Source organism: Lujinxingia vulgaris, assembly GCF_007997015.1.
Taxonomy (GTDB): Bacteria; Myxococcota_A; Bradymonadia; order Bradymonadales; family Bradymonadaceae; genus Lujinxingia; species Lujinxingia vulgaris.
In genome coordinates, this window is sequence record NZ_VOSM01000002.1 from 823,631 (window position 1) to 848,316 (window position 24,686).

The 24,686-nt window shown below is 66.0% G+C and carries 18 protein-coding genes; 6 read left to right on the forward strand and 12 right to left on the reverse strand.

Annotation, left to right across the window (positions count from 1 at the left end; translation table 11 throughout):
* Nucleotides 1-73: 73 nt before the first annotated feature.
* A complete protein-coding gene (locus FRC98_RS06855; RefSeq protein ID WP_146980532.1) occupies nt 74-2,599 on the reverse strand; it encodes a hypothetical protein in 2,526 nt (841 codons plus the stop codon).
* A 215-nt stretch (nt 2,600-2,814) separates the two neighbouring features.
* On the opposite strand from FRC98_RS06855, the gene FRC98_RS06860 reads away from it, so the two are divergent.
* On the forward strand, nt 2,815-3,792 hold the full coding sequence (locus FRC98_RS06860; protein ID WP_146980533.1) for an AAA family ATPase: 978 nt from the start codon (nt 2,815-2,817) through the stop codon (nt 3,790-3,792).
* Nucleotides 3,793-3,810: 18 nt separating this feature from the next.
* Here FRC98_RS06860 and FRC98_RS06865 read toward each other — a convergent pair whose 3' ends face one another.
* The 3 genes from FRC98_RS06865 to FRC98_RS06875 form a co-directional block, all read right to left on the reverse strand.
* On the reverse strand, nt 3,811-6,138 hold the full coding sequence (locus tag FRC98_RS06865) for a transglutaminase TgpA family protein (RefSeq protein WP_146980534.1): 2,328 nt from the start codon (nt 6,136-6,138) through the stop codon (nt 3,811-3,813).
* Nucleotides 6,135-7,382 (reverse strand): DUF58 domain-containing protein, encoded by a 1,248-nt coding sequence (locus tag FRC98_RS06870; RefSeq protein ID WP_146980535.1) that lies wholly within the window; start codon nt 7,380-7,382, stop codon nt 6,135-6,137. Before FRC98_RS06870 ends, FRC98_RS06865 begins: the two co-directional genes overlap by 4 nt.
* A 66-nt stretch (nt 7,383-7,448) precedes the next feature.
* A complete protein-coding gene (locus FRC98_RS06875) occupies nt 7,449-8,321 on the reverse strand; it encodes a hypothetical protein (RefSeq protein ID WP_146980536.1) in 873 nt (290 codons plus the stop codon).
* Nucleotides 8,322-8,520: 199 nt separating this feature from the next.
* Between FRC98_RS06875 and FRC98_RS06880 the strand changes: the two genes are divergently transcribed.
* Nucleotides 8,521-9,369, forward strand: coding sequence for a mechanosensitive ion channel family protein (locus FRC98_RS06880; RefSeq protein ID WP_146980537.1), 849 nt, complete (start codon nt 8,521-8,523; stop codon nt 9,367-9,369).
* Here the strand turns inward: FRC98_RS06880 and FRC98_RS06885 are convergent.
* Genes FRC98_RS06885 through FRC98_RS06910 form a run of 6 tightly spaced genes read right to left on the reverse strand, consistent with a single transcriptional unit; the run spans nt 9,353 to nt 16,795 of the window.
* Nucleotides 9,353-10,885: a hypothetical protein gene (locus FRC98_RS06885; RefSeq protein WP_146980538.1), complete on the reverse strand. Its 1,533-nt coding sequence runs from the start codon at nt 10,883-10,885 to the stop codon at nt 9,353-9,355. The genes FRC98_RS06880 and FRC98_RS06885 overlap by 17 nt on opposite strands.
* Entirely contained in the window at nt 10,885-13,470 is a 2,586-nt protein-coding gene (locus FRC98_RS06890) for an Hsp70 family protein (RefSeq protein ID WP_146980539.1), read from the reverse strand. The genes FRC98_RS06885 and FRC98_RS06890 overlap by 1 nt, the downstream gene beginning before the upstream one ends.
* On the reverse strand, nt 13,467-13,850 hold the full coding sequence (locus FRC98_RS06895; protein WP_146980540.1) for a hypothetical protein: 384 nt from the start codon (nt 13,848-13,850) through the stop codon (nt 13,467-13,469). The genes FRC98_RS06890 and FRC98_RS06895 overlap by 4 nt, the downstream gene beginning before the upstream one ends.
* Nucleotides 13,843-15,144: a hypothetical protein gene (locus FRC98_RS06900; protein WP_146980541.1), complete on the reverse strand. Its 1,302-nt coding sequence runs from the start codon at nt 15,142-15,144 to the stop codon at nt 13,843-13,845. The genes FRC98_RS06895 and FRC98_RS06900 overlap by 8 nt, the downstream gene beginning before the upstream one ends.
* Before the next feature lie 47 nt (nt 15,145-15,191).
* Nucleotides 15,192-16,244: a DNA polymerase III subunit delta gene (gene holA, locus FRC98_RS06905; RefSeq protein WP_146980542.1), complete on the reverse strand. Its 1,053-nt coding sequence runs from the start codon at nt 16,242-16,244 to the stop codon at nt 15,192-15,194.
* A complete protein-coding gene (locus FRC98_RS06910) occupies nt 16,241-16,795 on the reverse strand; it encodes a hypothetical protein (protein WP_146980543.1) in 555 nt (184 codons plus the stop codon). The genes holA and FRC98_RS06910 overlap by 4 nt, the downstream gene beginning before the upstream one ends.
* Nucleotides 16,796-17,060: 265 nt before the next feature.
* On the opposite strand from FRC98_RS06910, the gene rpsT reads away from it, so the two are divergent.
* Nucleotides 17,061-17,333, forward strand: coding sequence for a 30S ribosomal protein S20 (rpsT, locus tag FRC98_RS06915; RefSeq protein WP_146980544.1), 273 nt, complete (start codon nt 17,061-17,063; stop codon nt 17,331-17,333).
* Nucleotides 17,334-17,452: 119 nt separating this feature from the next.
* On the opposite strand, the gene FRC98_RS06920 is transcribed toward rpsT, so the two are convergent.
* Nucleotides 17,453-18,019 (reverse strand): hypothetical protein, encoded by a 567-nt coding sequence (locus FRC98_RS06920; RefSeq protein WP_146980545.1) that lies wholly within the window; start codon nt 18,017-18,019, stop codon nt 17,453-17,455.
* A gap of 130 nt (nt 18,020-18,149) precedes the next feature.
* Here FRC98_RS06920 and ftsH point away from each other — a divergent pair, with 130 nt between their 5' ends.
* The 3 genes from ftsH (at nt 18,150) to FRC98_RS21375 (ending at nt 21,420) form a co-directional block, all read left to right on the forward strand.
* Nucleotides 18,150-20,138 (forward strand): ATP-dependent zinc metalloprotease FtsH, encoded by a 1,989-nt coding sequence (gene ftsH, locus FRC98_RS06925; RefSeq protein ID WP_230467359.1) that lies wholly within the window; start codon nt 18,150-18,152, stop codon nt 20,136-20,138.
* A gap of 42 nt (nt 20,139-20,180) precedes the next feature.
* Nucleotides 20,181-20,969: a CvpA family protein gene (locus FRC98_RS06930; protein WP_146980546.1), complete on the forward strand. Its 789-nt coding sequence runs from the start codon at nt 20,181-20,183 to the stop codon at nt 20,967-20,969.
* Nucleotides 20,970-21,249: 280 nt separating this feature from the next.
* Entirely contained in the window at nt 21,250-21,420 is a 171-nt protein-coding gene (locus tag FRC98_RS21375; protein WP_230467360.1) for a hypothetical protein, read from the forward strand.
* 169 nt (nt 21,421-21,589) lie between these two features.
* On the opposite strand, the gene FRC98_RS06935 is transcribed toward FRC98_RS21375, so the two are convergent.
* Nucleotides 21,590-24,610, reverse strand: coding sequence for a tetratricopeptide repeat protein (locus FRC98_RS06935; RefSeq protein ID WP_230467361.1), 3,021 nt, complete (start codon nt 24,608-24,610; stop codon nt 21,590-21,592).
* Nucleotides 24,611-24,686 lie beyond the last annotated feature (76 nt).

A 24,686-nucleotide genomic window follows, 5' to 3' on the forward strand; every position in this document is an offset into this window, starting at 1 on the left:
ACGCGACCTGTCGCATTCCCCGCCCCGTGAGGCGCGCTTCTCGTCCGAATGAAGGTCGGGCGGGCGCCGAGGATCAGGGCGGCGAGGGGGAGTCCTCGGGCAGAGTAGATGGCGGGGGTGGGGTGTCAAGGCCGGGGGGCACTGCGCAGCCGCGATCGCCGGCCTGAATCTCCAGGATGGCCAGGTCTGGCGAGGAGGTGGTCAGGTGCAGCTCGGAGAAGGGGTGCGGGCTGATAAGTTCGTAGCGCCAGCGGCCATGGCCAAGGGGCGTCGGCGTGGCGGCGTGTGTGGGGGAATCGGTGGCGACGCTGAGCGTGGGCAGGACGTCTTCGGGTGATGTGACAAGAATGGAGGCGTGGCAGATGCGCTTTGTGGAGGCGAAGCGGGTGCGCAGGTGTCCGCCGGCCAGGTGGAGGGGATGTTCGCGGCGAAAGGCGTTCTGGAAGTGGTAGGTCAACCCCTGCTGGGAGAGGAAGAAACCGGTGTGTGGGGTCGGAGCGCGGAGGCCGGGGTTTAAGGCGTCGATGATGGGCGGGGAGGTGAAAGGCTCGACGGCGCCGGGGGTGCAGTGCGAAGAGGGGGGCCTGGGGTTGCCGAGTTGGTCCAGCGTGGTGGGGGCGGTGCGCAGCAGCGCGCAATGCTCCGGGGGCAGGGGGGGCAACGCGTTCATATCGGCCAGAAGGGCGACGTCGGGGAGCCCGTTGCGAAAACGGAGCTGAACAAGGTCGCGATCAACGACGCGGTTGAATCGTGTGGTGTGGGGAGTAGAGTTGTCATAATGTATGTTATCGATGGTTGGCCCGAAGAACAGACTTCCCTCCACGCGCAAGGTCGCCTCGGAGGATGCGTGCACATCGGCGGCGCGATCGGCGTGGTTGGCGTAGAAGGTTGCCCAGCTGATCCTCGCGTCACCGGCCGTGTGGAGCGCACCGCCGACGCGGGCGAGGTTTGAGCCGAAGGTGACGTGCGCCAGGCGTGCGATGTTCGTTGAGCGGATGGCGCCACCCGGGCCTTTTAAGGCGCGCGTACGGTTGTACCAGTAGGAGAGTCGCTCACCATGAAGGCTCCCGACGTTATGCAACGCACCGCCTTCATCGGCCTGATTGAGGGTGAACTGGCTGTCGGTGAGCATGAGCTCGCCGGTATTTTCGATCGCGCCGCCGCGAAGCCCCTGGTTGTCGATGGCCTGAAGGTGGCTGACCATGGCGAGGCCATCGGGGCCCACATAGAGTCCGCCGGTGCTCCTGGCGCTGCGGTTGCCAAGTAGCGTGACATCGTCGGCGATGAGGTTGGCGTGGGCAGCAAGCGCGGCGGGCGCGCCATCGCTGACATTTGATGTGAAGGTAACATCGTAGAGCTCCACATCTCCGTGGGCGAGGAGCGCCGGGGCATCGGGTCCGGCGGCTTGCTCCAGGGTGAGACGGGCGAGTGTGAGCGAAGCGCCGGCATCCACACGAAAGGCACCTGACTTCCCGCGGGTGGTGAGGGGAGTGAGCTCCGGGCCGCTTCCCAGAATGACCAGATATTTGTCGATGCGGATCACGTCTTCGAGCTCCACACGGCCGAGGTGTTCCGGCAGGTAGAGGGTGGTGCCCTCGCGAGCCTCGGCGATGGCGCGGCGCAGGCTGTCTTCGCCGTGGTCGAGCGGAGAGGTGATGGTGCGGGCGTCGACGAAGGTTGGTCGGAGCTCTACCCGGCTTTGATCATCAAGCTCCAACGTGTGCCGGGCAGGCAGGGGCCGCCCCAGCCATGGCGAGCCGTCGGGCAGGGTGGCATGCGCCCAGCCGTACTCCAGGGTGTAGGTGCCCGGGGGAAGTCCCTCGACGACGCGATCCGGGCTCAGGGCGATGGCGCCGCCGCTGGCGGCGCGTAGCGTGATGGAGAGTGTGGCATCTTCGGGGAGCCCCTCCGGAGTGACCTGCAATTTTGCAGCCTGGCGACCGGGGGCGGGAAGAAAGCTGAGGACGACGTCGTGAAGTCGGTTGGGAAGAAGTTGAAGCTCGACGTGGCGAAGATCAGGCACGAAACGTTCTCCGGCAGCCGAGATGTCGGGGGCGCTCAGTCGGTAGCTCCCCGGAGGGAGCGCGTGCAGTGTTGTATTCGCACGCAGCGGGATGCGCTCACCAGCGGGTGTGGCCAAGATCGCCGGGGCGGAGACGCCCTCCGGCAGGCCACGCAATGCGACGCGAAGGGTGGCGTTCTGCGCTTTGCCGGACGTGCAGGTCAGCGCGATAGGGAGCACATCGACGCTACGGCGGTGCAGTGCATGCACCTCCAATTCGTGCGTGTACGCGCCCGGGGAGCTCGGGCAGCGGACCTCGACCTTGACCTCGGCGCTGGCGTAGCCCGGAAGTGTCAGGTGCGCGGGCGTCGGTGATACGCGCGGTGAAGACGTAACAAACGCGTAAGCCTGGGTGTGTTCTCGCTGATTTTCGATGGTGATCCGCACCACCCGCGACTGCCCCGGCTCCGCCTCGAGGGTGAGGCTGGGAGGTTCCAACTTTAGCCTGAAGGTGCCCGTGGCCTCGGCGCAGGACATAAGCGCGAGCGCCATCACCATACTATTCAGGCCGATCAGCAACACGGATGTGCGGAACATGCTCCCCCCCCTGATTGAGCGTTGGTGCCTGCCGCAACGCACCGCTGCGACGCACTCAACTTAAGTTCGGCCCCCCCGGCGGCAAGCGCACTCCGTGGGATTTCGCGCGTAGCAAAGCGGGGCTGGCCTTGTTACGTTTCGTTCACAGATTGCCTGCCCTGAAGTCCCTGTGGCGCGCTGCCGCGATCGATCCATTGAGTTGAGTCAGGAGTACTATGAGCGCAGACGCTTTACCCCCGCAGTCGACCGAGGTGATGAGCCCGGAGGCGGCATCGCGCATCGCCAATGATCTGGTTGAGAACGTCTCCAGCGTCTTCCGGGGCAAGGAGCAGGCGGTGCGCTGGACGGTGGCCAGCGCGATCGCGCGCGGCCACGTGCTGCTCGAAGACGTCCCGGGGGTTGGCAAGACAACCCTGGCTCTGGCGCTCGCCAGGAGCCTTGGCTTGAGTTTTCAACGTGTGCAGTTCACGAGCGACCTCTTGCCCGGTGATATCGTCGGAGTCTCGGTCTTCTCGCAGTCGCGCGAGACTTTCACCTTTCGTCCCGGGCCGATCTTCAACGGCCTTGTACTCGCCGACGAGATCAACCGCACCACGCCGCGCACCCAGTCGGCCCTGCTCGAAGCGATGAGTGAGGGGCGGGTGAGCGTCGACGACCAGACCTACGAATTGCCCGATCCCTTTCTTGTCATCGCCACCCAGAACCCTCTGGATCACCACGGCACCTACCCGCTGCCGGAGAGCCAGCTCGACCGCTTTATGATGCGCCTCTCCATCGGTTATCCGCGCCGGGATGTGGAGCGTGCCATCATCATGGAGCGGGGCATGGTCGAGCCGGTGCAGGCGCTGGAGGCGGTGTGCAGCAGTGATGAGCTGCGCGCGGTACAGGAGATGGCCTCGCGGGTGCGCGTCGAGGAGAGCCTTGTGAACTATGTGCTGGAGGTCGTCGAGCGCACCCGCGCCCATGATCAAATTCGCGTCGGCGTGAGCACCCGCGGGGTGCTGGCGATGATGCGCGGGGTGCGCGCTGTGGCGCTGATGGAGGGACGCACCTTTGCCGTACCCGACGATGCCCGTGAGCTCTTTGTGCCGACGCTGGCCCACCGCTTGAGCATGGCGTCTGGCGGGCAGGACCGCGGGCGCAGCGAGGCGCTCATCGAGTCGATCGTCGCGTCTGTGCCGGTGCCCACGTAACCCTGGTTTTACGGGCGTTCAGGGCGCGGTGCGACGCAGGGCGCTGACCACCTGACGGGCGTGGCGGCGCAGCTCACGCGCCTGCACCGGCCCATAGGGGCCGCCACCAAAGCGCACACTGAGGTAGCGCCGTTTAAACGCCTCCACATGCGCGCGACTCTCGGCGTCGAGGCTCGCTGCGACGCGCTCCAGGTAGCGTTGCGGGCCCTCGTCGTCGCGACGCTCCAGGCCCCTGCGGGCCCCGGCCCGCGCGATCTTCTCGAAGATACGACTGACCTCATAATGAGCCATCTTTTGAGGTCGATTCACCAGCATCAACGCCACCGTGAAAGCCCCGCCCACGCTGAAGACGCCCAGCAGGGCGTGCTCAATCGACCAGCCCAGAAACCAGCTCACCCAGAGGGCTCCGGCGCCCATCCATAACGAGATGCCCAGCGCGCGGCGTGTCGGGCTGCGCGCCACACCGGAGGCACCTCGCCAGCCGGAGGCGGCGATCAGCGCGAGCCACCCCATGCCAAAGACGGCGTCTTTGAGCGGGATGGTCTCCTGCTCCTTTTCGTCCTCGCCAGGGGACTCTCGCTCTGAAGGGGCGCCTTTCGGCGCGACCACCCGGGCCACGCGACGCAGCACGGCGATCTGCGCCTGAATGTCATACTCCAGCACCCATTTGAACCAGGCCTGGCGCATCGCGTCGTAGGCATCGGAGCCCAGACGCATCAGCGCCGAGCGCTGGCCGAAGCCGCTCTCAATCGCCGGGGTTGCCTCCACGGGCACCCACCCGAGGTCGGGCACGAAGACCTCAATCCAGGCGTGAGCGTCGCCCTGGCGCACGGTGAGGTAGTCGCCGACGTCGTTCCAGGTCCCGCCCAAAAAACCGTTGACCAGACGAGTGGGAATGCCCTGGGAGCGCAACATCAGCGCTGCGGCGGTGGCGAAGTACTCGCAGTGGCCGGCCCGGGTATCAAAAAGAAAGGAAGCGATGGGCTGGTCGGGGTCCACCTCGGGAAGATCGGTGGTGTAGGTGAACTCGCGCGCGAAGTATCCGGCGATGGCCTGCGCGCTGCTGTAGGGATCATCGCTTTCGGAGGTGAGTTCGCCGGCCAGCGCGCCGATGCGCCGGTCGAAGTTCTCGGGGAGCTGCGTGTACAACTCGCCAAGACGCTCGTTGAGCACGCGGCCTTCGGTGCGTTGCAGGGCGGTGGGCGGCGGCGCGTCGTAGAAACGCAGCGAGTAGGTCAGCCCCAACTCGGAGTCCATCGTGTGACGAAGATCGCCGTAATGATCCCGGGTGAGGTTGGCCGCGCGCGTGCCGATGAGCTGCGCCACCTCGCCAAGGCCCAGCTCAATGGAGGCCGGCGGCCAGAGCGTGGGCAGGATGTTGGTGCCCAGAGGCTCCAGGTAGATCTGCACCTGACGGGGTGTCTCATCGACCAGAAGCTGATCGAGCGCAGGCGGGCGCAGAAAGCCCAGATCGTAGCGCGCATTGCGGCTGTACGTGGCGGGCCGCTCGCTGTTGCCCCGGGTCCGGCTCCAGCGGCGACCGTCGTAGCTATCAAAGGTCATCGCTCGCCAGCGCATCGACCCGGCGTCGGAGGGGCGCTCGGCCTCGGGGAACTCCACGCGCATCACCACCTGGGGGTTGGAGCGCAGCACGCCGTGGCTCCCCAACTCGACATCCTCCGAGAAGCCGGCCACTGAGAGGCTCTCGCGCGATTGCGTCACAAAAAGCCCAAGCCCCACCCGCGGGAAGGTAAAAAAGATCAGCAGCGAGGAGGCAAAGATCGCCAGGCTGATCGCGGCCAGCACCGACACGTAGAAACGATCGAAGGGGGACTTTCGAGGCACGCGCAGCAGAGGGCGTCGCTCGCTCTCACTCTTCAGGTGAAAGAGCGCCATGGTGAAGGTGCCCGAGAGGATGTAGGCCCCAAAGAGCAGGCCAAAACTTAAGCCCTCATTGGCCGCGCTGGCCGCGGCAAAGGTCAGCAGGCTGAGCGCGTGAAGTTGAAGTTCATCGCGGGGGCCTCGCCGGCTGATGAGTTTGATGAGGATGAGCACCAGCACAAAGCGGATGCCCAGCGCTATCACATCGGCCAGAGGATTGGTCAGGTATTCGGCGACGGTGAGCGCCAGGACGGTGAGGATGAGGGTGTTCCAGAGCCAGTTCTGGCGAATCAGCCCCGGGATCAGGTGACGCACCACCGGCGCGGCCAGCGCGGTCAGTGGAAAGACCGCGAGCATCACCGCGCCGGTGGCGCCGCCGAAGACCACCGCCAGAAAGGCCAGCGCCAGCGAAATGTAGAGAAAGATCTCGTGGAGGCGCTCAAGTCGCTGCACAAAGGGCGTCATGCGCGCTCCTGCTGGGAGATGTCGGCAGCGATCAGATCATCGAAGGCCAGTGAGACAGCGCCCTCGGGTGCGTGCGCGGCGGTGAACCCGATGCGCACAAGTGCGGGGGACGAGCCGCCGGTGGCTGACGATGGAGGCTGAGGTTGCCCGGCTGAGGCGGGCAAAAGCTCCACCAGCGCCAGGCGAGTGAGCATGGTGTCGAGATTGTGGGCCGGAGCGTCGGCCTCGTCGGCGCCGGGAAGATGGGCGCAGACAAGTTCCGCGCGGTAACCCGACGCGACCAATGCCTCAATAAGGCCGGCGATGTGTTCGATGCCCCGCTCAAACGTCTGCCGCTCACCCGGGGTGGGCACCCCGGATGTTGCGCGGTTGTCGAGCACGATGCGCACATCTCGTCGGTCGTTGGACTCCAGCTCGCGCACCACCGGGGCGGCGCGCCGGGCGGTGGACTTCCAGTGGATGGCGCGCTGATCTTCACCGTCGCGGTAGTCGCGCAGGCCGAAGAAGTCGTCGCCGCGTCCGGCGCGGCTCTGCGACATATCGCCCAGATGCTGATGGATCTCGGCGATCCGGGTGGAGGTCGGGCGGCTGCGCGGGTAGACGATGACGCGCTGGGCCTGGTCGAGCTCGCGGGATTTTTCGAAGAAGCCGAAAGGAAAGCGCGTCGAGATCTGCACGCCCGGGAGCAGGTAGGCTCCCCGAGCGGGGAGCTCGTAGTGGGTGGCCAGCGCGGTCTGCTGGGCGGCGTCGGCGCGCAGGCAGTAGGCTGCCGCCAGGGGACGCTCCTCATCGCTGGTCTGGGTGCGCCAGAACTTCCACCAGGAGTGCCTGGGAGCCGCCAGTGAGCGCCCGCGCTGGGGGCCGGCGACGACATGCGGGCTATGCTCGGCGACCTCCACGCTCAACGAGGGCCACCGCCCCTTGTTCTCCAGAATGAAGCGACCGGCGGCCGGCTCGTTGGCGAAGATGCGCACGGGCAACTCCCGCCTGACGCGTAGCGTGCGCAGGACCGCCTCACTGAGCAGACCGCTGGCCACGATCAACGAGAGCATCATCCCCAGCAGCAGAAAGAGCAGATTGTTGCCGGTGTTGATGGCGCCAAAGCCGATGGCGAGAGTCATTAACAGAAAGAACTTGCCCGGGGTGGTCAGCGCCAGGTGGCGCGGCGGGCGTAGCCAGTCGCGTCGGGATCCTGGCGAGGTTTGGGCGGGGAGGTCGGTGGCGTTGCGCATAAGGTGGGCCATGAGAAGACAGCGTTCGACTCGGGCAAACTCAGCACCACCTTGTCGAGTGCAAGAAGCGCGCGGGCATCAAGGGGAGGTCGGTGCAAAATAACGATCGATTTGCTCCAGAAGCGCGCGGGCTTCGAGCCTGGCGAGCTGAGCTTCCGGTGAGAGGCCGTCGGGTTTAAGAGCGACCAGCGAGCTGAGGTGACGCTCGAACGCCGCGCGATCGTTGGTGGCAACGGCCAGGAGCGAGGCGCGGGCCAGGGCGACGTCCAGGTCGTCGGGGGCGGCCTGCTCGGCGGCGTCGATGTGCGCGGCGCAGGCTTCCAGATCACGGCCGAAGTCGGCGCTGCAGGCGCGTCCGGCGAGCATCAACGCGCTCTCCGCGCGGAGCCGCTCGGGGGCATTTGCAGCGAGCGCGTCGAACAGGGTGTTGAGCTCGGGAGCGCGCTCCAGTTTTGCGGCGGCGCCCGCTGCGCGGGCGCCCAACTCCAGGTTTCGGGCCAGCCAGTAGCGCGCCTCGTTAGAGTTCTCATCAAGCAGCAGCGCCGCGCGCGCCGCTTCTTCGCCCTTGCGGGCCGCGCCGGTGGCATCCTGCGGCGCCTCGTCGCTTCCGGCCAGCGCGGCTCGCGCTGCGAAGGCGTAGGCCTGCGCCCGGCTTAGCTGCAGGTCGAGCAGGGCGGTGTCGTCGACAAGGTCGTGCTCGGCGTCAAGCGTGAGCGCCCCATCGTAGGCGCGAAGCGCGCGTTCCAGCGACTCGCCAGACCGGCGTTCTTTCCAGCTTGCGTCCGCCTCCTGAAGCAGCGACTGCAACTCGGCCTCATGATCCTCGGCTGGCGAGAGCGCAGGGGCAGCCTCGCTCGACGGGGGCGGCGCCGAAGAACAGGCGGCCAACAGGCCGATCGCGAGCGCGATGCCGCTGATGCCGCTGATGCGAGCATAGAGTCGTGTTGCCATGAAATGTCCTCGAAGGTGGGGGGGCGGGTCAGTCACCAGCGTAAACTGCCGGGTTGCCGGCGGTAAAGTCGCTCGTGCTCTTGCCTTTTAGGGTGGGCGTGTCTATTGCAAAGGCTATTCGTAATCCTCTGCTGGCGGGGATGATCGCTATCGCCCCGGAGGATCCTGTTTGTCGACTCTTTGCTGTTAGGAGTGCTCTATGGATTTTGATTTCGCTGCATTAACCGACGCGGCCAGTACCTGGCTCGCGACGGAAGGCCTGGCGCTTGCACGCAACCTTCTTGTCTTCCTGCTGATTGTGGCCGCCGGGGTGATCGCCGCGCGCATCGTGCGCAAAGCGGTGCGTGCAGCCTTTGATCGCTCCCGGCTCGAGCCTTCGGCGCTCTTCACGCAGTTTGTGGTCAACGTCTCCAGCAAGTCTGTGATGTTGCTCGCGCTGATCATTGGTCTGGGCAACCTGGGCATCGACACCGGGGCGTTGATCGCCGGTCTGGGCGCGACGGGCCTGGTGCTGGGTTTTGCACTCAAAGATACGTTGTCGAACTTCGCCGCGGGGATGTTGCTCTTGCTCTACCGACCCTTCGATGTGGGCCACTACGTTGAGATCAACGGCATCGCCGGGACGGTTAAAGATCTGACGCTGGTGTCGACGCTGCTGAGCACGCCCGACAATAAGCGCATCACCATTCCGAACTCCGGGGTCTGGGGCAATCCCATTATCAACTACTCGGAGGCCGAAACTCGCCGCGTCGACATCGTCGCCGGCATCGCGTACGACGCCGACATCGATGAAGCGAAGGCGATCTTTGAGGACATCCTGGCGAACGATGAGGGCGTGCTTCAGGATCCGGCGCCGACCGTCACGATGAACGGGCTGGGCGGCAGCTCGGTGGACTTCGATCTTCGTGGCTGGGTGAAGACCGCGGACTACTGGGCGGTGCGCTCGCGTCTGCTTCGTGAAGTGAAGTACCGCCTGGATGCCGCCGGTATCGGCATTCCCTTCCCGCAGCAGGAAGTCTGGATGCATCAGGTCAAAGATCAAGACTGAGCCAACGGCTCGCTGAGGCCGCGTCCTCTCGGGACGCGGCTTCTTTAAGTGTATGTGTTTTTACATAATAAATAATATCATGAGCTTCTCCTGCGAAGGGATGCTGCAACGCGCGCTGCGCCACAGGCCAGGCGCAGGCGGAAAGCCCCGCCCGATAGAGATGCGCCGCCAGCGCCCACCAACCGTACGAGGGGGAGGGCCCCCGGGCGTGAATGCGGGCGAGCGCGATGAGCTCAGCCAGGCACGCGTCCGAAGGCGGCAACGAGGTGTGGTCGAGGAGCGCCGGCCAGATCAGCGCCAGGGCACGCAACGCGCCGGCCTCATCCTCCAGCGCACCGGCGGCGGCGTTGAGACTGGCGAGCAGGTCGGCCGAGGGCAGCCCCCGCTCAGCGCTCGCCAGGGTGTCGGCGAGCGTGGCGTAAAAGTGGGCGATCGGCTCGCGAGTGTGTTGTACCAGGTCGTCGGGACGCTGCTCCGGGGCGCTGAGTAGCATCCCGGCGTGTTGCGCCACAGACTGCCATCGTAAAGGAGCGTTGTGCGCCAGATCTTCAAGCGCGGCTTTGACTTCGGCAGCAGCGCAGGACTCCGAGAGCGGTGAGTTCACCAGATGTTGCAGACGTTCGCGGGCCTGCAGATGACGCTCCCAGTGGGCACGCTCCGTCGCATCGAAAAGGGTGGTGATGAGCTCCGGGAGGCGATCGATTTCGGTCGGATGAAGCTGGAGCGGGGCGTTTCCGAGAAGTTCGCGCGCGATGGCGCAAAGATCGTCGAGGCCCTGCGTAGAGGTTGCCTCACTGGGAAGCTCGCGCAGCGCGTCGAGCAGAAGATCAATGACGCGGACCCGGTCGCTCCAGCGCTCGCTATGCGTGAGCGCATGCGCCATCCAGAGCTGCTCGGCGCGCGCGAATTCGCTCCAGTTGAGACGACCCAGGGTCGTCTGGCCGGCGCTGCGATTGAGGCTCATGTTCAGCTCAAGCGCGCCACGGCGCAGCTGGCAATGTCGCCGAAAGCGCTCTCCCTCCCGAGTCGTTGCGCCCTCGGCGCGCCGCGCCGCGAGCGCGAATGCCTGGGCTGCTCGGAGAAGATCGGAGGATGTTGATGCGCTCTGCTCCAGAGCGTGTCCCTCCAGGTAAGGCCCGGCGGGCCAGTCCGGGCGCGCCAGCGTAAGCCAGGTTCCCAGCGCCTCAAGGGTGGCGGTGTCTCGCAGATCTTCGAGAGGTTCGAGCGCCGCCCACACCCGAGGCTCCGCGTCGGCGTCCTGTGGCAGCAGCTGATCGGCAAAGTGGTTGAGAAAGGCGCGGTATTCGGCCAGGTCATCGAGTTGTGCGGCGACCTCGGTGGCTTCTACCAGAAGGTCCAGCCAGCGCGCGGAGGTGGGATTGTGCCTGGCGAGCCAGCCGGCTTCGTCCACCAGCGTGGCGAGCGCGTCAGCCCACTTGCCGCGCTGGCGAAGCTGGCGGTGGCGCGAGGCGAAGTAGCCGGCGCGGGCCTCATCGAAACGATCGCGAAGCGACATCAGCTCTCCTGACGTTTGAGAAGTCCGAGCGTGCGCACCCGCTGTAGCCCGAGCTCAAGATGGTCGATGGCAACGTGGATCGCTTCCAGGGCGTCGGTGCGTCTGGCGAGCGGGGTGGCATCGAGGCTTGCCCGGAGCTCGTCGAGGGGGGCGATGACCTCGTCGCGCAGGCGCTGCTCCAGCCTTTCGATCTCGCGCTCCTGAAGCGCGCGACGGTCGGCGTCGGCGCTGAGCGCGAACTCCCGAAGATCCATACGAACCCGGGCCTGGCGCGACTGGCAGGTGTCGAGCATGCGCCGGGCGTGGCCCTCGGGGTCGGCGCGCAGAAAGCGCGCTTCATCTTGAACGACGGTCTCATAGGTCGCCTGCACGCGGTCCGCAAGTTGGCGCCAGGCGGCGTCATCGGAGCCCTCCCACACGCGCGCAACTTCCGCTGAGAGGTGATCGAGGCGCGCGCGCCACTGCTCTCGGGTGATGCTCTGGACGTCGCCAGTGCTGGAGAAAACCGCACGACGAATGCCATCAAGGGTGGCGTCGACGCGTCCACGGCCGGGGATGCGTTCGGCGCGCGGGGCGAACTCGTCGAGCAGGGCCTCCAGGCGCCTGGCGAGGATCTGCAGGCGCAGCGGATCTTGATGAACCGCGACCTCCATGCCGGCGATGAGCGGGGCGACGTCGCGCTCGAAGCGGCGCGCCTCCATGCCCCAGAGTTGGCGACCGGCGGCCTCGGCCCGACGCATCAGCTCCTCGATCTGAGGCCAGTCCAGCTCAGCCGGGGTGCGGGGTGGGTCGATGCGCACCCAGAACTCCTGCGAGCCGATGTTGCCGCGTGCGCTCATCATGAGCGTCTCGTCGACGTCCAGCTCCAGGGTCAGCGGGGTGCCCGGCGCGGTGTGCTCCGGCAGGGGCATCACAAGCGTGTGAATGGGCAGGCGATCCTGGAAGAGCTGCAGCACCACCGCGCCGCTGGTGTCGGCGGTGGCCAGCCGGTGGGTGGCGCGGGTGGGAAGGTGTGCGCCGCGCGGAATCAGCGCGTGGCGCGAGGGTTTGCCGTCTTTGACGACCTCCAGAAAGATGCCGCGCGAGAGCACCGCCGGGTTGCTCAGTGCCGGCATGGGGGCGGGGCGCTCGGACGGGGCGCGGCGGGGGAGCCAGAGCGGAACGCTCCCCAGCGGAACGCCCGCGCTGTCGACCAGCGTGGCACTCGGGCGCTCCGATACACCCTCGGGGAGGTTTGCCACAAAGAAGTTCCATACCCCCGGGGCGTCGGTCGCCCGGAGCGCGGTGCGGGCAAGGGTCTGGGAGGCCTCTCGGAGCTCCAGAGCTTCGGGCTGCTGCCCCTGGCGAGCAAGCTCCACCCGCCCGCTCAGCGCCTCACCGAGCCCCGAGGGAATGTCGTCGAGTTCGATGGCCACGCCGCTGTCGGCCTCGATGCGCAGCCGACCCAGGGTCGCTGCGTGCAGCGCCGCCCCCAACGCCACACACATCTCCGGCGAGTCGCTCAGGGGGGCCTCGGCACGCGAGACGCCCTCGCCGCAGAACGCCCGGGCGATGGCCTGCTGGACCGCCGGCACATGCGTGGAGCCCCCGACCAGGAGCACGTGGTCGATGTCGCTCAGCGTCACCTGGGCCTGCTCCCCGCTTTGGTGCAACGCCCGCTGACAGGCCCCGAGGGTGCTCTCAATCAGATCGTCGATGGCGCGTTCAAACTCGGCGCGGCTCACCTCCACGCTCGCGTGGACGGGGCGCCCTTCGCGATCGCTGAAGCTGCCGTCGAGCTCCAGCGACGCGGCGTCCTGAGCGCTGAGCAACTCTTTGAGTGTGCGGGCGTGACGGGTCAGAAGTTCAAAGCGCAGGCGGTCGTCCGGCTCATCGAAGCTCGTGCCCAGAGCATAACCCGCGGCGTTGAGGCGGCTGCGTAGCAGCCCGGCCAGGCGCCGATCAAAGTCGTCGCCGCCCAGGTGGTTGTCGCCGTCGATGCCCAGCACCTGGTACTCCCCGGCCAGGCACCGAATCACCGAGACATCGAAGGTGCCTCCGCCCAGGTCGTAGACCAGGAAGTTGCCGTCCTGAAGCTGGTGCTTCCAGCTGTAGAACATCGCCGCGGCCGTGGGCTCCTGAAGCAGGCCGATAACCTCCAGCCCGGCCAGCTCGCCGGCCTGGCGGGTAGCCTCGGCCTGGGTGACGTCGAAGTAGGCCGGGATGGTGATGAGCGCGCGCTCCAGCCGAAGCTCCGCCGCTTCGACGTGGCCCTGAAGTTGGCCGGCGAAGCGGGCGACCAGCGCCGAGAGGAGGTGCCCCGATGCCTCGACCGGGGTCAGCGCCCGCGAGCCCAGCTGCAGCGCATCGCTGTGTCCCATGCGGCGTTTAAAGGAGGTCAGCGGGGGCGTGGGTCCAAAGCGCGTGTCAAACGCCGGGCGGCCGGCCACAAGATCGCCCGCAGGGCTCAAGCCCACAGCCGAGGGCATCACCTGGCTGCCCTGACCATCGTCAAACGTCAGGGGCGCGGCGGCGCCGGGCAGGTAGATCGCCGCGCTGCTGTGGGTGGTGCCCAGATCGATGCCAAAGGGTGGGGTCAGTTTCATGGGCTCTCCCCGGGATCAGGGTGTCGAAGCGCGGGCCAGAAGGGTGGGCGCAGCGCGGGGGCGGTCACCGGCTGAGCATCCAGGTGCAGGGCGTCGTGCAGCGTGGCTTCAAGCGCGGGAAGATCCGGCGCGGGCGCATCGCTGAGGGCCTCGATGCACGCCCAGGGATCGCGGCGCGAGGTGGCGCTGGGGTGGGTCCAGAGCGCCTGATTGAGCCGAGTCTGCGGGTTTGTGGTCAGCGCTCGCCAGTCGTCCCGAAGACGCTGACGCTCCTCCGGCGGAAGCGCGCGTGCCAGCTGTTGCATGGCGCGGGTCAACTCGGCGGGGCTCTGCGTGGGGTCCAGATCCCAGCGCTCGAAGATGGAGGCAGGCTCACTCATGGGGGGCTCCGCGCAGGTTAAACCGGGTGCGCTCCTCGTGAAGATCGCGCTCGTAGTCGGCGAGCAGCTCGTTTGCGGGGTGCAGCGCCCGGGCCTCCTCGATGGCGGCCGCGGCGCGCTGCAGCGCATCGCTCACCCGGCGTCGCACCGGTCCAATGGCGGCGCCGAGCTCCGGGGTGGCGGTGAGCTTGAGAAGATCGCGGTTGGCGCGCTCCAGCAACAGGTACGAGAGCATGCGGCTGGCGTTGCGATGGCCCTCACAGGTCTTTAAGGCGCGGCGCAGAAGATCTTCGCGGGTGTTCAGCGCGAAGGCTACCTCCGACTCAAAGGTGTAGTAGTCGGCCAGGGGGCCGGCGGCCTCGATATGCTCGTCGAGGGAAAGCGTCGCCAGGCGTTCGGCGATAGGTTTGAGCGCCGGGAGGATGAGCTCCAGCGCCTCGATGACGTCATCGCGCTGCAGCCGACGAAGTTCCCACAGCGCGTTGAGCCCGGCGCGCAACGCGGCCAGATCGCAGCCGGGCAGGGCGCTGAGCAGGCGCACGCGTTGCTCGACGCCCTCCAGAGGAGCGGTGATCTGGGCGGCGCTGACCTCGGTGAGGTTGAGCGACTGCATGTGAGCGTGCAGCGCTTCGGTGAGCTCGGAGGCCAGGGTCTGACGCAGGTTTCTGGCGAGTTCAGCGCCGCCTTCAGCCAACTCGGAGGTCGGGTTGTCGAAGATCGCATCGCAGCACGCCAGCGCGTGCGCTCCGAAGCGAAGTCCCCGACGATCCGGCGCCACGCTGAGGTTATCGAGGTTGAGCGCGCGCCGCAGCCGCTGCATCAGCGCGGCAAAAGGTTGGCTGAGCGCTTCGCGGCGCGTGGCGAGGATCGCCTCCTCGGATGCGTCGGGCATGCAGCGCTGGAGGTAGGTGGCGAGCCAGCCTGTGTCGGCCTTGACCCAGGCCTTCATCGCCGCGTTCCAGGCGTGGCCGGCCAGGCTGAGGTCATCGCGCTGGAGGGCGTCGAAAAAGATCTCGGAGAAGATCAACGCGTTGTGGTGGGAGGTGCGTGACGAGAACCCCGCCTCCTCGGCCAGCTCCCAGGCGCGGGGCCAGGCCGCCGGCGTCTGTAACGCCGCTTCGATGATGGGCCAGCCCGGATCCTCGCGCAGTGAGGCGTACCAACCGCTGAGCTGATCGCAGCGCGGCGGGCTCAGTTTCAGCGTGCCTGCCGAGAGGCGTTCTGCCAGCGCGGGGAGTCGCTCGCGTGCCTCCAGCAAGATCGTAAGCTCGTGCTCCAGGGTCGCGTCAGCCATCACCATCATTCAAAGTCGCCAGCGAAGTAGGGGAAGGAGAGGGGAGGTCAGGCGCGCTGCGGAAGCGCCTTCATGCAGATGCGGGCAAAGAGCAGCTCCAGGATCACGCGATCGGGCACCGGGCTGGATTTAAGCGCCACATCCACCTCCAGCATCTGGCGAAGGATAGACGCCAGCTCATCGGGGGCAAAGGTGCGCGCGTGACGTTGATAATCCTTTAAGAAAAATGGCGAGACGCCCACCGCGCGCGCCGCGTCGCTGTTGTTGGCCGAGCGCAGTGCCGGGTCTTGCAGGCGCGCCACAATGCGAAAGTGGCGGCTGATCATATGGCTGATCACCAGCGCGGACTGCCCGTCGAGGAGCATGCGCTCCATGATCAGCAGCGCCTGCTGGTAGTTGCGCGCGCCCAGCGCGTCGGTCAGGTCAAAGACGGTGCGCACGCGGGTGTGGGCGATGATCTCCTGGACTTCATCGATGTCGACCTGACGCCCGCCTCCTTCGGGGGCAGCGCCGATATAAAGATCGATCTTCTCCAGGGACTGCTCCAGCTCCGCCATGTCGGTGCCTACCGCGTCGACCAGATACTGAACGACCTGTCGGCTCAGGCGCATGCCCCGGCGCGCGGCCTGGCGCTCCAGGAAGGCGGGGATCTCGTTTTCGTAGAGGGCCTTAAACTCGCAGACTTCGGCGGCCTTCTTGAGTTTTTTGATGATGCCGGAGCGCCCGTCGATCTTCTTCTGGGCGGTACGCGCATGCAAAATCAGGCAGGTCGTGGGGCTGGGGTTGGCAAAATAGTCTTCGAGCTGGCCCAGCTCCGAGAGGGGGATCTCCTGCATGTCACGCACCACGACCAGGCGGCGCTTCGACATCATCGGGAGCATCTCGGCCGCCGAACGGATCGCGTCGCCGCTGGCCGAGCGGCCCTGAAAGGTGTCCAGGTTAAAGTCGTTGGTGCCCTCGGGGGCGGCCGCCTCTACGATCGCTTCCACCGCGCGATCGAGCAGGTAGGTCTCCTCGCCGTGCACAAAATAGATGGGGGCGACCGGACCTTTTTTCAGGTCTTTGAAAAACTGTCGGGCGCGGTCGGCTTGTTTGCTCATGGGGAGGTCTCATTGCGATGGTGACGATCGACCAAGTAGGCCACCCGCGTGGCGATCTGGGAGAGGGCATCGGCGACGGCGAGCTCTTCGGCGCGCTCGACCGCTTCCAGGGCTGCCAGTGATGGGGAGGTGTCGGTGGCGAGGGCGTCGGCGCTGACACCGATCGCCTCGACCACTTCCAGAAGAGTGCCGTTAAAGAGGAGGGGGCAGCGCACGTCAACCTCGCTGACGAGATCCTGATCAAAGCCGGTGGTGCGATGGGCGCCGACGGTGCAGACGAGTCGGTAGGGTGTCTGGGAGGTCACGGCCAGGCCGCGGCTGAAGATCTGATCGGTCAGGATCGCCTGCAGCTGCGGGGTGTTCAGGCCGAGCTCGGCGGGCGCAGCGATGCTGCCCACGTCCACGGCGCGGCCGGGCTCGCGGGTGTCGTTGGCAAAGCGGTAAGGGCCGCAGCTCGCGCTCAGCAGCAGGGCCAGCGCAAAGGCCGCGCGTAGGCGGTGTTGCGGGGCCTTAAGAGAGGGCGGGCGTTGTCGGGCAGGAGAGCAGCACATAGGGGTGAGTTCTACTTCAAGCAGCGCGCCTACGTCCACGTTGCCACTGTGAGCGTCGTCGAGTTATCGCTGGCTTGACAGCCCCCGGGGCCGGTGCTACCTATTCGCGTCCTGCGAGTAACCCGATTTTCAGGGTAGCGTTTGTGCTCGTGGCAACCCTGAGATTGAAGTCTAAATCACGTTAAACGTTTCGATACATCCCGAACTCCAGACGCGCTTATCACGGTTGATGAGGCGCGGAGGCGGGAGAAGCAAGGAGATCGTCGTGGCGAATTCAAAGTCTGCTAAAAAGCGCGCGCAACAGAACATCGTGCGCCGTGATCGTAACCGTGACGTGCGCTCGGCGCTGCGCACCAAGGCTCGTAAGTTCTTGAGCGCGGTTGAATCCGGTGACGTCAGCGCGGCTGAGACCAGCCTGCGCAACGTGGAGTCGGCGCTTGATAGCGCGGCCTCCAAGGGTGTGATTCCCCGCAAGCGCGCTGCCCGCAAGGCCAGCCGCCTGGCGGTGCACCTTGAGAAACTGCGCGCCCAGGGCTGATTCAGCCTGCGCAGTAGCTAAGGTACAAAAAAGCCGGCCCATCGGGCCGGCTTTTTTTATGCTGCGCACCGGTTCGCCGAGGTTGACCCGGATGGCGCTGCGCGGAGTTTTGGGGGACTTTAAGGCGATTCGGGCAGGGCGTAGAAGTCTTCATAAGGCGGGCCACGTCGCACCAGAAAGCTCCAGGAGGCGCGAAGGCCCTCGATCACAACCTCGCCACTGCGTGCGTCGAGGGCGACGGCCTCGGTGAGCGCTCCGGCGACCACGCCGGTGGTCTCGCGCTCCAGCAGGTCAAAGCGCAGCGTTCCGCGCACATCGTAGGAGTCATGGGCGGGATAACAGCTGGAGAAGAAGGCCAGGCGGGCTCTGGCGTCGGCCTGCGGATCGTCGGGATCGACGATGAGGTCTCGACCTACCAGCTCGTCATCCGGGTTGCTCAACTCGATGTAGAGCACGTCGTGTCGGGACTGAATATCAGGGGCGGACTGCAGAAAAACGCCGAGTTTTCCCACGCGCGGGCGCAATGCCAGAAGTTCCGGCGCCATGGGGAACTGGGAGGCGGCGCATTCCGGGGCGAGGCTCGCATCGTCGGCCTCAATCAGGGCAAACTCCTGCGGGTCAGAGCAACTCACCGCAGCGAGCGCCAGCACCAGAAGCTGGCAACGACTGAGGGGGGCGTAGAACATGCGAACAGGCTCCGAAGACGAGGGGGAGAAGGGCCTCCGGGGTGAATTGACCCGGACCCTTGGGCGATTAGGTTGACTAGCCGCCGCGCGCCCGTCAAGCGCGCTTACGCAACGCTGGATGGAGTGATGGATGGCCGAGTCATCAAAAAACACGTCTTCCCCGGAGAAGGGCCCTGATTCGAACTCCGGGGGCCTCTCCTGGCGCACCCTCCTGGTGGCGCTGGCCGTGGGGCTGGGCGCGCTGCTGATCTTTTACCAGGTTCAGGGGCCCGGCGCGGTGGTCTCGTTACCTTATAGTGAGCTCAAGGAGCGCGTGACCGAGGGTGAGGTCGCGCGTGTGATGCTCTCGGACCGCCAGGTGGTGGCGATGCCCACCGAGGAAGCGCTCCGTCAGGAACGTGAGGCGCGGGGGGAAGAAGACTTCGAGCGCTGGCAGTCCCAGCGCCCTGTTGAAGACCCCACACTCCTTCCTCTGCTGGAGCAGCGCGAGGTGGTCGTGGAAGTCGCGCCGCAAAGCGGCTGCGCCGAGAGCGGATTTCTCTGGCTGTGGGTGCTCGGGGCGTTGATGGTCTTTATCTTCTGGAGCTTTATGATCCGGCGCATGCAGATGCTCAACGCGCAGGGGCCCGGGGGCAGCAACTCCCCGGTGATGAGTTTTGGAAAGAGCCGCGCGCGGGTCTACGCCGAGGAGGGCACCGGCGTGACCTTTGAGGATGTGGCCGGGGTGGAGGAGGCCAAGGAGGAGCTGCGGGAGATCATCAGCTTTCTGCGCGAGCCCTCGCGCTTCACGCGCCTGGGCGGCAAGGTGCCCAAGGGGGTGTTGCTGGTGGGCCCACCGGGAACGGGAAAGACGCTGCTCGCCAGGGCGGTGGCCGGGGAGGCCGAAGTTCCCTTCTTCAACCTGAGCGGTTCGGACTTCGTGGAGATGTTCGTCGGTGTGGGCGCCGCGCGGGTGCGCGACCTCTTTCAGCAGGCTCAGGAGAGCGCGCCCTGCATCATCTTCGTCGACGAACTCGACGCCATCGGCAAAACACGTGGGGCGGCAGGCTACCAGTCCAACGAGGAGCGGGAGCAGACCCTCAACGCGTTGCTCGTGGAGATGGACGGCTTTGATACGCGAAGCGGTGTCATCATCCTGGCCGCCACCAACCGGCCGGAGGTGCTGGATCCGGCGCTCCTGCGCTCGGGGCGTTTTGATCGCCAGGTGGTGGTGGACCGACCCGACAAAAAGGGCCGCCGCCGCATCCTGGAGGTGCACGCCCGTCGGGTGGTGATGTCGCCTGGTGTCGATCTGAACGTGGTCGCCGCGCAGACCCCGGGCTTCGTCGGCGCGGATCTGGCCAACATCGTCAATGAGGCGGCGCTGCTCGCTGCGCGCAAAAACAAGTCCGAGGTGGAGCTCGAGGATTTTCAGGCGTCGATTGAGCGGGTGATGGCGGGTCTGGAGCGGAAGAGCCGCCGTCTCTCCGAGAAGGAGTCGCGCATTGTGGCGTACCACGAAGCCGGGCATGCGATTGTCGCCGGGGCGATGAGTGACGCCGACCCGGTGCACAAAATCAGCATTGTGTCCCGAGGCATCGGCGCGCTCGGCTACACACTGCAGGTGCCGCTGGAGGATCGCTATCTCGTCACGCGAAGTGAGCTTCACGACCGCATCTGCATGCTGCTCGGAGGGCGGGCTGCTGAACATATTGTCTTTGGCGACGTCTCCAGTGGTGCGGCCAACGATTTGCAGCGGGTTACCGACATCGCGCGTCGTATGGTCAGCGAATACGGGATGGGTCACGCCATCGGCAACCTGAGCTACGGTGACGACTCCAGCCCCTTCCTCTCACAGATGGGCGTGAGCGCGCGGGGCTACTCCGATCAAACAGCCGAGAAGATCGATGCGGAAGTTCAGCAGATCGTCAGCGTTCTCTACCAGCGCACGCTGGAGGTGTTGGAGAAAAATGTGGATCTTCTCCACGAGATGGCCGATACCCTCAGAGAGCAAGAGGTGCTCGAAGGCGCCCAACTCACCACCTTGATGGAGAGGGTTCAGCCCGCCGAAGCGGTCAGCGGGCTTGACGGAAGGTCTGCGCTGCCAGCCGCTGCGCGGCCCGATGACCCGTCGAGTTGAGTGCGCCTCGGGTGTGGAGTCGCCGCATAACTCAGGGAAGACGTGACCCTCGACTTGATCGCAGGCTTTGTGTGGGTGGTGTTCGTGGCGCTGGGATGGCGCTCGGGCGCGCTACGCCAGATCGTACGCATCATTGCGGCGATCGCGGTGGTGGTTGCGTCGTCCTGGGTCTCGCCATTGGTGCGCGACGCGGTCTTTGACGAGTCGGGTCCGGCCACGCCGGGGGTGGAAGCACTGAGCCTCTTGATGGCCGCGGTCGGCATCTACGTCGGGGTGGTCTTCGCAGGCTGGGTCGCCGTCAAAATTCTACGCGCGACCAGTGAGACCCTGGGTAAGCTCGACCGTGTGGCGGGCGCCGGCCTGGGCGGCATCAAAGGTTTGATTCTGGTTTATTTTGCGGTGGTGCTTGTCGTGCTCATCGAGACACCGCTGAGCAGGCATGATCCCGATAACACGCTCGGGCTGCGCGAGGGCCGGGCCACCGCGTTTGTGCGCTCTTTTAATGTGCTGGCCCCCTGGCAGTTTCCCGATCTTCGACGCCTCCATGACGCGCTGATGTGCGGCGCGCTGGCCGCGGAGGGCGGAGCCCAGGATGTGGTTCGCGCGCAGGGCCGGGCTGCCGACTTTCTGCGACGCGACGCCGTCGCCACCATGCTAGCCGACGACGACTTGATGAGCGCGGTGCGCGAAGACCACTACCCGCTGACGCTGGCCGACGCGCGGGTGCGCGAACTTCTCAACGATCGTGACGCGGTCGATGCCCTGTGCAGCGTGCAGTGGGAGGCGCTTCGCGAGGATCTCGAGCGGAAAACACTGCCTGACGCGACTTGAAGTGCGCTGCGGCGTTCGGACATTCAGGGGATGTGCAGATGCGCCATGCTCGTTGAGCGCTTCGGCGTGTTCAAGGCCCAGCGTTGACTTTTCGGGGAAAGTGGTGCATCGTTCGCGCTGCTCAAATCAGCGGAATGCTCCGTTGAGGTGAGCGTTGTTCGGTCAGTCGCCCGCGTAGTGAGCGGGTGTGGTCTTTGACAAAAAGGAGAACCAACATGGGGTTATCCAACTGATTGGAAAGGTCTTTTCCTCGTCGGAACAGACCGGAAAGCAGCCCGCCGTGAATGACGAGATCGTCTTCATCGGTGAAACCCGACTTGATGCCAAGCGTGCGATGTTGCGCTACTGGGCGCGCCACCAGAGTGATCTGGGGTTGAGCCTGGAGCAGTTCAGCGCGAAGTGTCGTCTGCTCGCAGACCACCGCACGATCGTGTACCGGGCATCTCATTGAGGAGCCAGTAATGGAGGGTTTTAGTACCCAGGCTCATCGCGACTGACCAGACGTCAGGCTTGCGGTGAGCCCTTTTTTTGCCCGGATTCTAGCGTGGATTGTACCGCTTTCGAGGTATGGGTTGCGCCCGAAGGAAACTCCTGACCGCCGGCGATACCTGGAGCGAACTTTAGTTCACGCGGCGCTGCGCAAGCTCAATGAAACGCTGCGCGTCGGAGTTGTTCGGATCGCGGTTGAGGACTTCCTCCCAGGTGCGGATGGCGTCCTGGAAGCGCTCCAGTCGAAAGTAGACCGTCCCCAGCTGCAGGCGGTACTCGATGTTGTCGGGGCGAGCCTGGACGGCGCGAAGCTGGTAGCGCTCGGCATCGCGCATGTTGGCCTGATCGAAGAGAATCTGGCCCAGGCCGGCATTGGCGCCGGCGTGGTTGGGAGAGGCGCTCAGCGTACGCTCAAAGGCGGTACGGGCCGCCTCAAAGTCCCCGCGCGCGTAGGCCTGGCGACCTTCGCGGTAAGATGCCTCCGCGTCGACGCGGGGTGTGGGAGTAGGGCGCGAGCGCTCGTCGCGGCTCGGGGTGTCGGAGGCACGTTTTTTTGATGCTGTGTTCGATGAGGTCGACGTGCCGCCTTTAGCGTCGTCGCTCGGGGAGGGGCTTTCCCCCTCGAGGGTCTCTACATAACGCGCTTGAACGGCCTCGGCGCGCTCTCGGAGTGCGGCGTCGTCCGGGGCATGCTGGCTGGCAAAGCCGGAGAGGTCGCGCGCTTCTTGCCAGCGCTCCTCGCCTTCGGCGTTGCGGCTGGCTTCATCGGCGGCCGCCACGAAATCGGCACGGTGAGCCTCGTAGCGCTCTGGAGCGTGTCGTTTCAGCTCGGTCAGATACTGCAGGGCGCTGTTGGAGCGGGGGTGAATCAGCGCGCCCCGCGCCATCGCATCTTCAAACTGCGCTTCGAGGCGCTCCAGATCGACCGAGGGTTGTTCGACCTCGCGTTCGCTGGTGCCAGGTTCGGCCTCTTCCTCGGGCTCGTAGCTCTGCGTGAAGACGAGCACGGCGATGAACGCTGCGACCAGAAGCACCACAATGATCACCCGCGCGAGCTTCTCCCGCGAGCGCGTCCGGTCGTGCGCTTCGCGAAGCGCCTCGTTCGCCCAGGCGTCCTCGGAGTCGGAGAACCATCCGGCGTCAATGTCTTCGGTGGACGCGCTGCGCGAGGCGCTCACAAAACCGATGTTGAGCTTGCCGACATCCTCAGAGACAGCGGCGTTGCGGGCGGTGGACACCTCGGCGGCGTCAGCCCGGGCGTCGGTAGTTCCGTCGGAATCCTGCTTCGAGTCCCCATCTTTGAGCGCATCATCCACGACGATGGACGCATCTTCGGCGGCGCGCTTCGCCGGGGAAGCCTCGTCCGTGGTCGTTTCCCCGGCGGAAGAGGGTTCGGCCGATTCGCCCTGAAGATCATCGGCGACGACGATCGAGGGACCGGCGGGCTCGTCGCGCGAGGCTGCCGGGCGGGCGGTGGCCTCGCCAGAGAGTTTTGGCGACGCGTCGCTCAATTCGTCTGCGTCGTCAGTGTCGTCTGCCTTCGTCGCCTCCGCGGTGGGGCTCGCGCCCCCGGTGTCGACTTCGTCGGCCAGCGTCTGCACAGAGACCGCCGTCATCATCAGCGTCTTCTTTTCTCCCCCTTCCGCCGGGGTATCGTCGGGAGATGCGGCATTGCTCGGAGTGGTATCCTCGTTAGGCTCCTCCTCCGGCGCGTCGGTCGCGGGCGTTGCTTCTTCGGTGTGGGCCACCGCGTTGAGGGGCGCAGTGCTCGCGGACGCTTCCTGTTGCGAGTCGTCCGCAGCGTCAGGTTCACGCGTTGCAGCGCCATCTTCGGCGGAGGCCACAGCGTTGAGCGGAGCGGTGCGTGCGCCCGGCTCTTCAGGTTCATCAAAGGCGCCTTCACCGTAAGGGGCGGTCGTGACCGGAGGACGCTCCTGGCCGGGATCATCGATGATGACACGAGGCGGCACATCTTCGTCGGCGGGCGAACTTCCGCTCGGAAGTTCTTCCTCCTGAGCTACGGCGGGCATGCCCAGCATGGTGTGACGCTCATGCTGGGGCTCGGTGTGCCCTACGCTGTCGATGGCCGCATCGTCCGCATTCTCTGGCGAGGTGTAGGCCGGCAGGGCCACCGGGCCGGTATCGCCGGGGCGGTTGAAGACGGCTCGGGCTGCGGCCTCCAGGGGAGGAGCAACCTCGTCGGGCGAGCTACCGAGGACGTTGGAGAGCGCGGCGATGATCGCGGCCGGGGCCTGAAAGCGGCGCGCGGGGTCGCGCGCCAGGCTCATGCGCAGAAGAGCGCGCAGCGACTCGGGGGCGCCTTCCAGATCGATACCGTCAAAAGAGGGCACCGGCGGGTAGTGATCCTTATCGAAGAGAGCTTCGGGAGTCGCGTCGGCTGGTAGCGGGGTTTGACCCGTGAGTGCCCGGTAAATCACTGCCCCTACCGAGAATACCGCGGCGGCACCGGCATCGGCGTTGCGGTCGCGCAGAAGTTCCGGGGCGACGTAGTCCAGCCACAGCGGCAGCGCCTCGCGAGGTGTGCTGCTATCGATCGCCGGTAGATCGCTGGCGAGTTCTCCGAGCAGCCAGCTGCCCAGCTGCACATCGGAGCGCTCCGCGTCGATGTAGACCGAGCCAGGGCTCACCCCCAGGGGGCGAAAGCCCTTAGCCGCCAGCCAGTCGAGCGCTCTGGCGAGCTTGCAGCCCACGGCGAGCGCTTCGCGCCAGGGAAGCGGGCCGCGTGTCTTGATCACCTGATCGAGTGATTCGCCCGCGGCGAGCTCTTCGGCGATGAAATGCGGGAGCTGGTCGGTGAAGAGCCCGGCGGCGCTCAGAATCTGGGGAGGCAGCGGAGCGCCGGCTTTGAGTGAATCCAGGGTCGCACGCGCCGCAGCGAGGGAGGCTGTGGTGTAGGTACGGTGGAATACCCGCACCTGCACGTCCGTCCCATCGGTGAGCATCCGTCCGCGGTAGAGCTCTCCGAGGTGGTCGGCGCTGAGGAAAGCCTCCAGGTTGACCACGCCGTGCAGCGATGAGCCCGCCAGCCGACCGGGGGTGTCACGTTTCTTCGTCAGAAGTCGGGTGCCGTCGTGAGGACAAAAGATCTCCTCGCCCTCAAATTGCGCCTTACAGGTTGGGCAGTATTTCACAGACATTCCTCAACGCAGGGGTCTCACCGCTTAAGCCGGCCCGAATCATCGTTGTGCCGATCGCGCGGTATCGTAC

Bases quoted from the DNA above. Each gene is read 5' to 3' on its own strand.
- FRC98_RS06920 (WP_146980545.1), bottom strand. From the start codon at position 18,019: ATGTTCTACGCCCCCCTCAGTCGTTGCCAGCTTCTGGTGCTGGCGCTC.
- FRC98_RS06870 (WP_146980535.1), bottom strand. From the start codon at position 7,382: ATGGCCCACCTTATGCGCAACGCCACCGACCTCCCCGCCCAAACCTCG.
- FRC98_RS06885 (WP_146980538.1), bottom strand. From the start codon at position 10,885: ATGTCGCTTCGCGATCGTTTCGATGAGGCCCGCGCCGGCTACTTCGCC.
- FRC98_RS06900 (WP_146980541.1), bottom strand. From the start codon at position 15,144: ATGGCTGACGCGACCCTGGAGCACGAGCTTACGATCTTGCTGGAGGCA.
- FRC98_RS06875 (WP_146980536.1), bottom strand. From the start codon at position 8,321: ATGGCAACACGACTCTATGCTCGCATCAGCGGCATCAGCGGCATCGCG.
- FRC98_RS06910 (WP_146980543.1), bottom strand. From the start codon at position 16,795: ATGTGCTGCTCTCCTGCCCGACAACGCCCGCCCTCTCTTAAGGCCCCG.
- holA (WP_146980542.1), bottom strand. From the start codon at position 16,244: ATGAGCAAACAAGCCGACCGCGCCCGACAGTTTTTCAAAGACCTGAAA.
- FRC98_RS06865 (WP_146980534.1), bottom strand. From the start codon at position 6,138: ATGACGCCCTTTGTGCAGCGACTTGAGCGCCTCCACGAGATCTTTCTC.
- FRC98_RS06895 (WP_146980540.1), bottom strand. From the start codon at position 13,850: ATGAGTGAGCCTGCCTCCATCTTCGAGCGCTGGGATCTGGACCCCACG.
- FRC98_RS06855 (WP_146980532.1), bottom strand. From the start codon at position 2,599: ATGTTCCGCACATCCGTGTTGCTGATCGGCCTGAATAGTATGGTGATG.
- FRC98_RS06880 (WP_146980537.1), top strand. From the start codon at position 8,521: ATGGATTTTGATTTCGCTGCATTAACCGACGCGGCCAGTACCTGGCTC.
- ftsH (WP_230467359.1), top strand. From the start codon at position 18,150: ATGGCCGAGTCATCAAAAAACACGTCTTCCCCGGAGAAGGGCCCTGAT.
- FRC98_RS06890 (WP_146980539.1), bottom strand. From the start codon at position 13,470: ATGAAACTGACCCCACCCTTTGGCATCGATCTGGGCACCACCCACAGC.
- FRC98_RS06860 (WP_146980533.1), top strand. From the start codon at position 2,815: ATGAGCGCAGACGCTTTACCCCCGCAGTCGACCGAGGTGATGAGCCCG.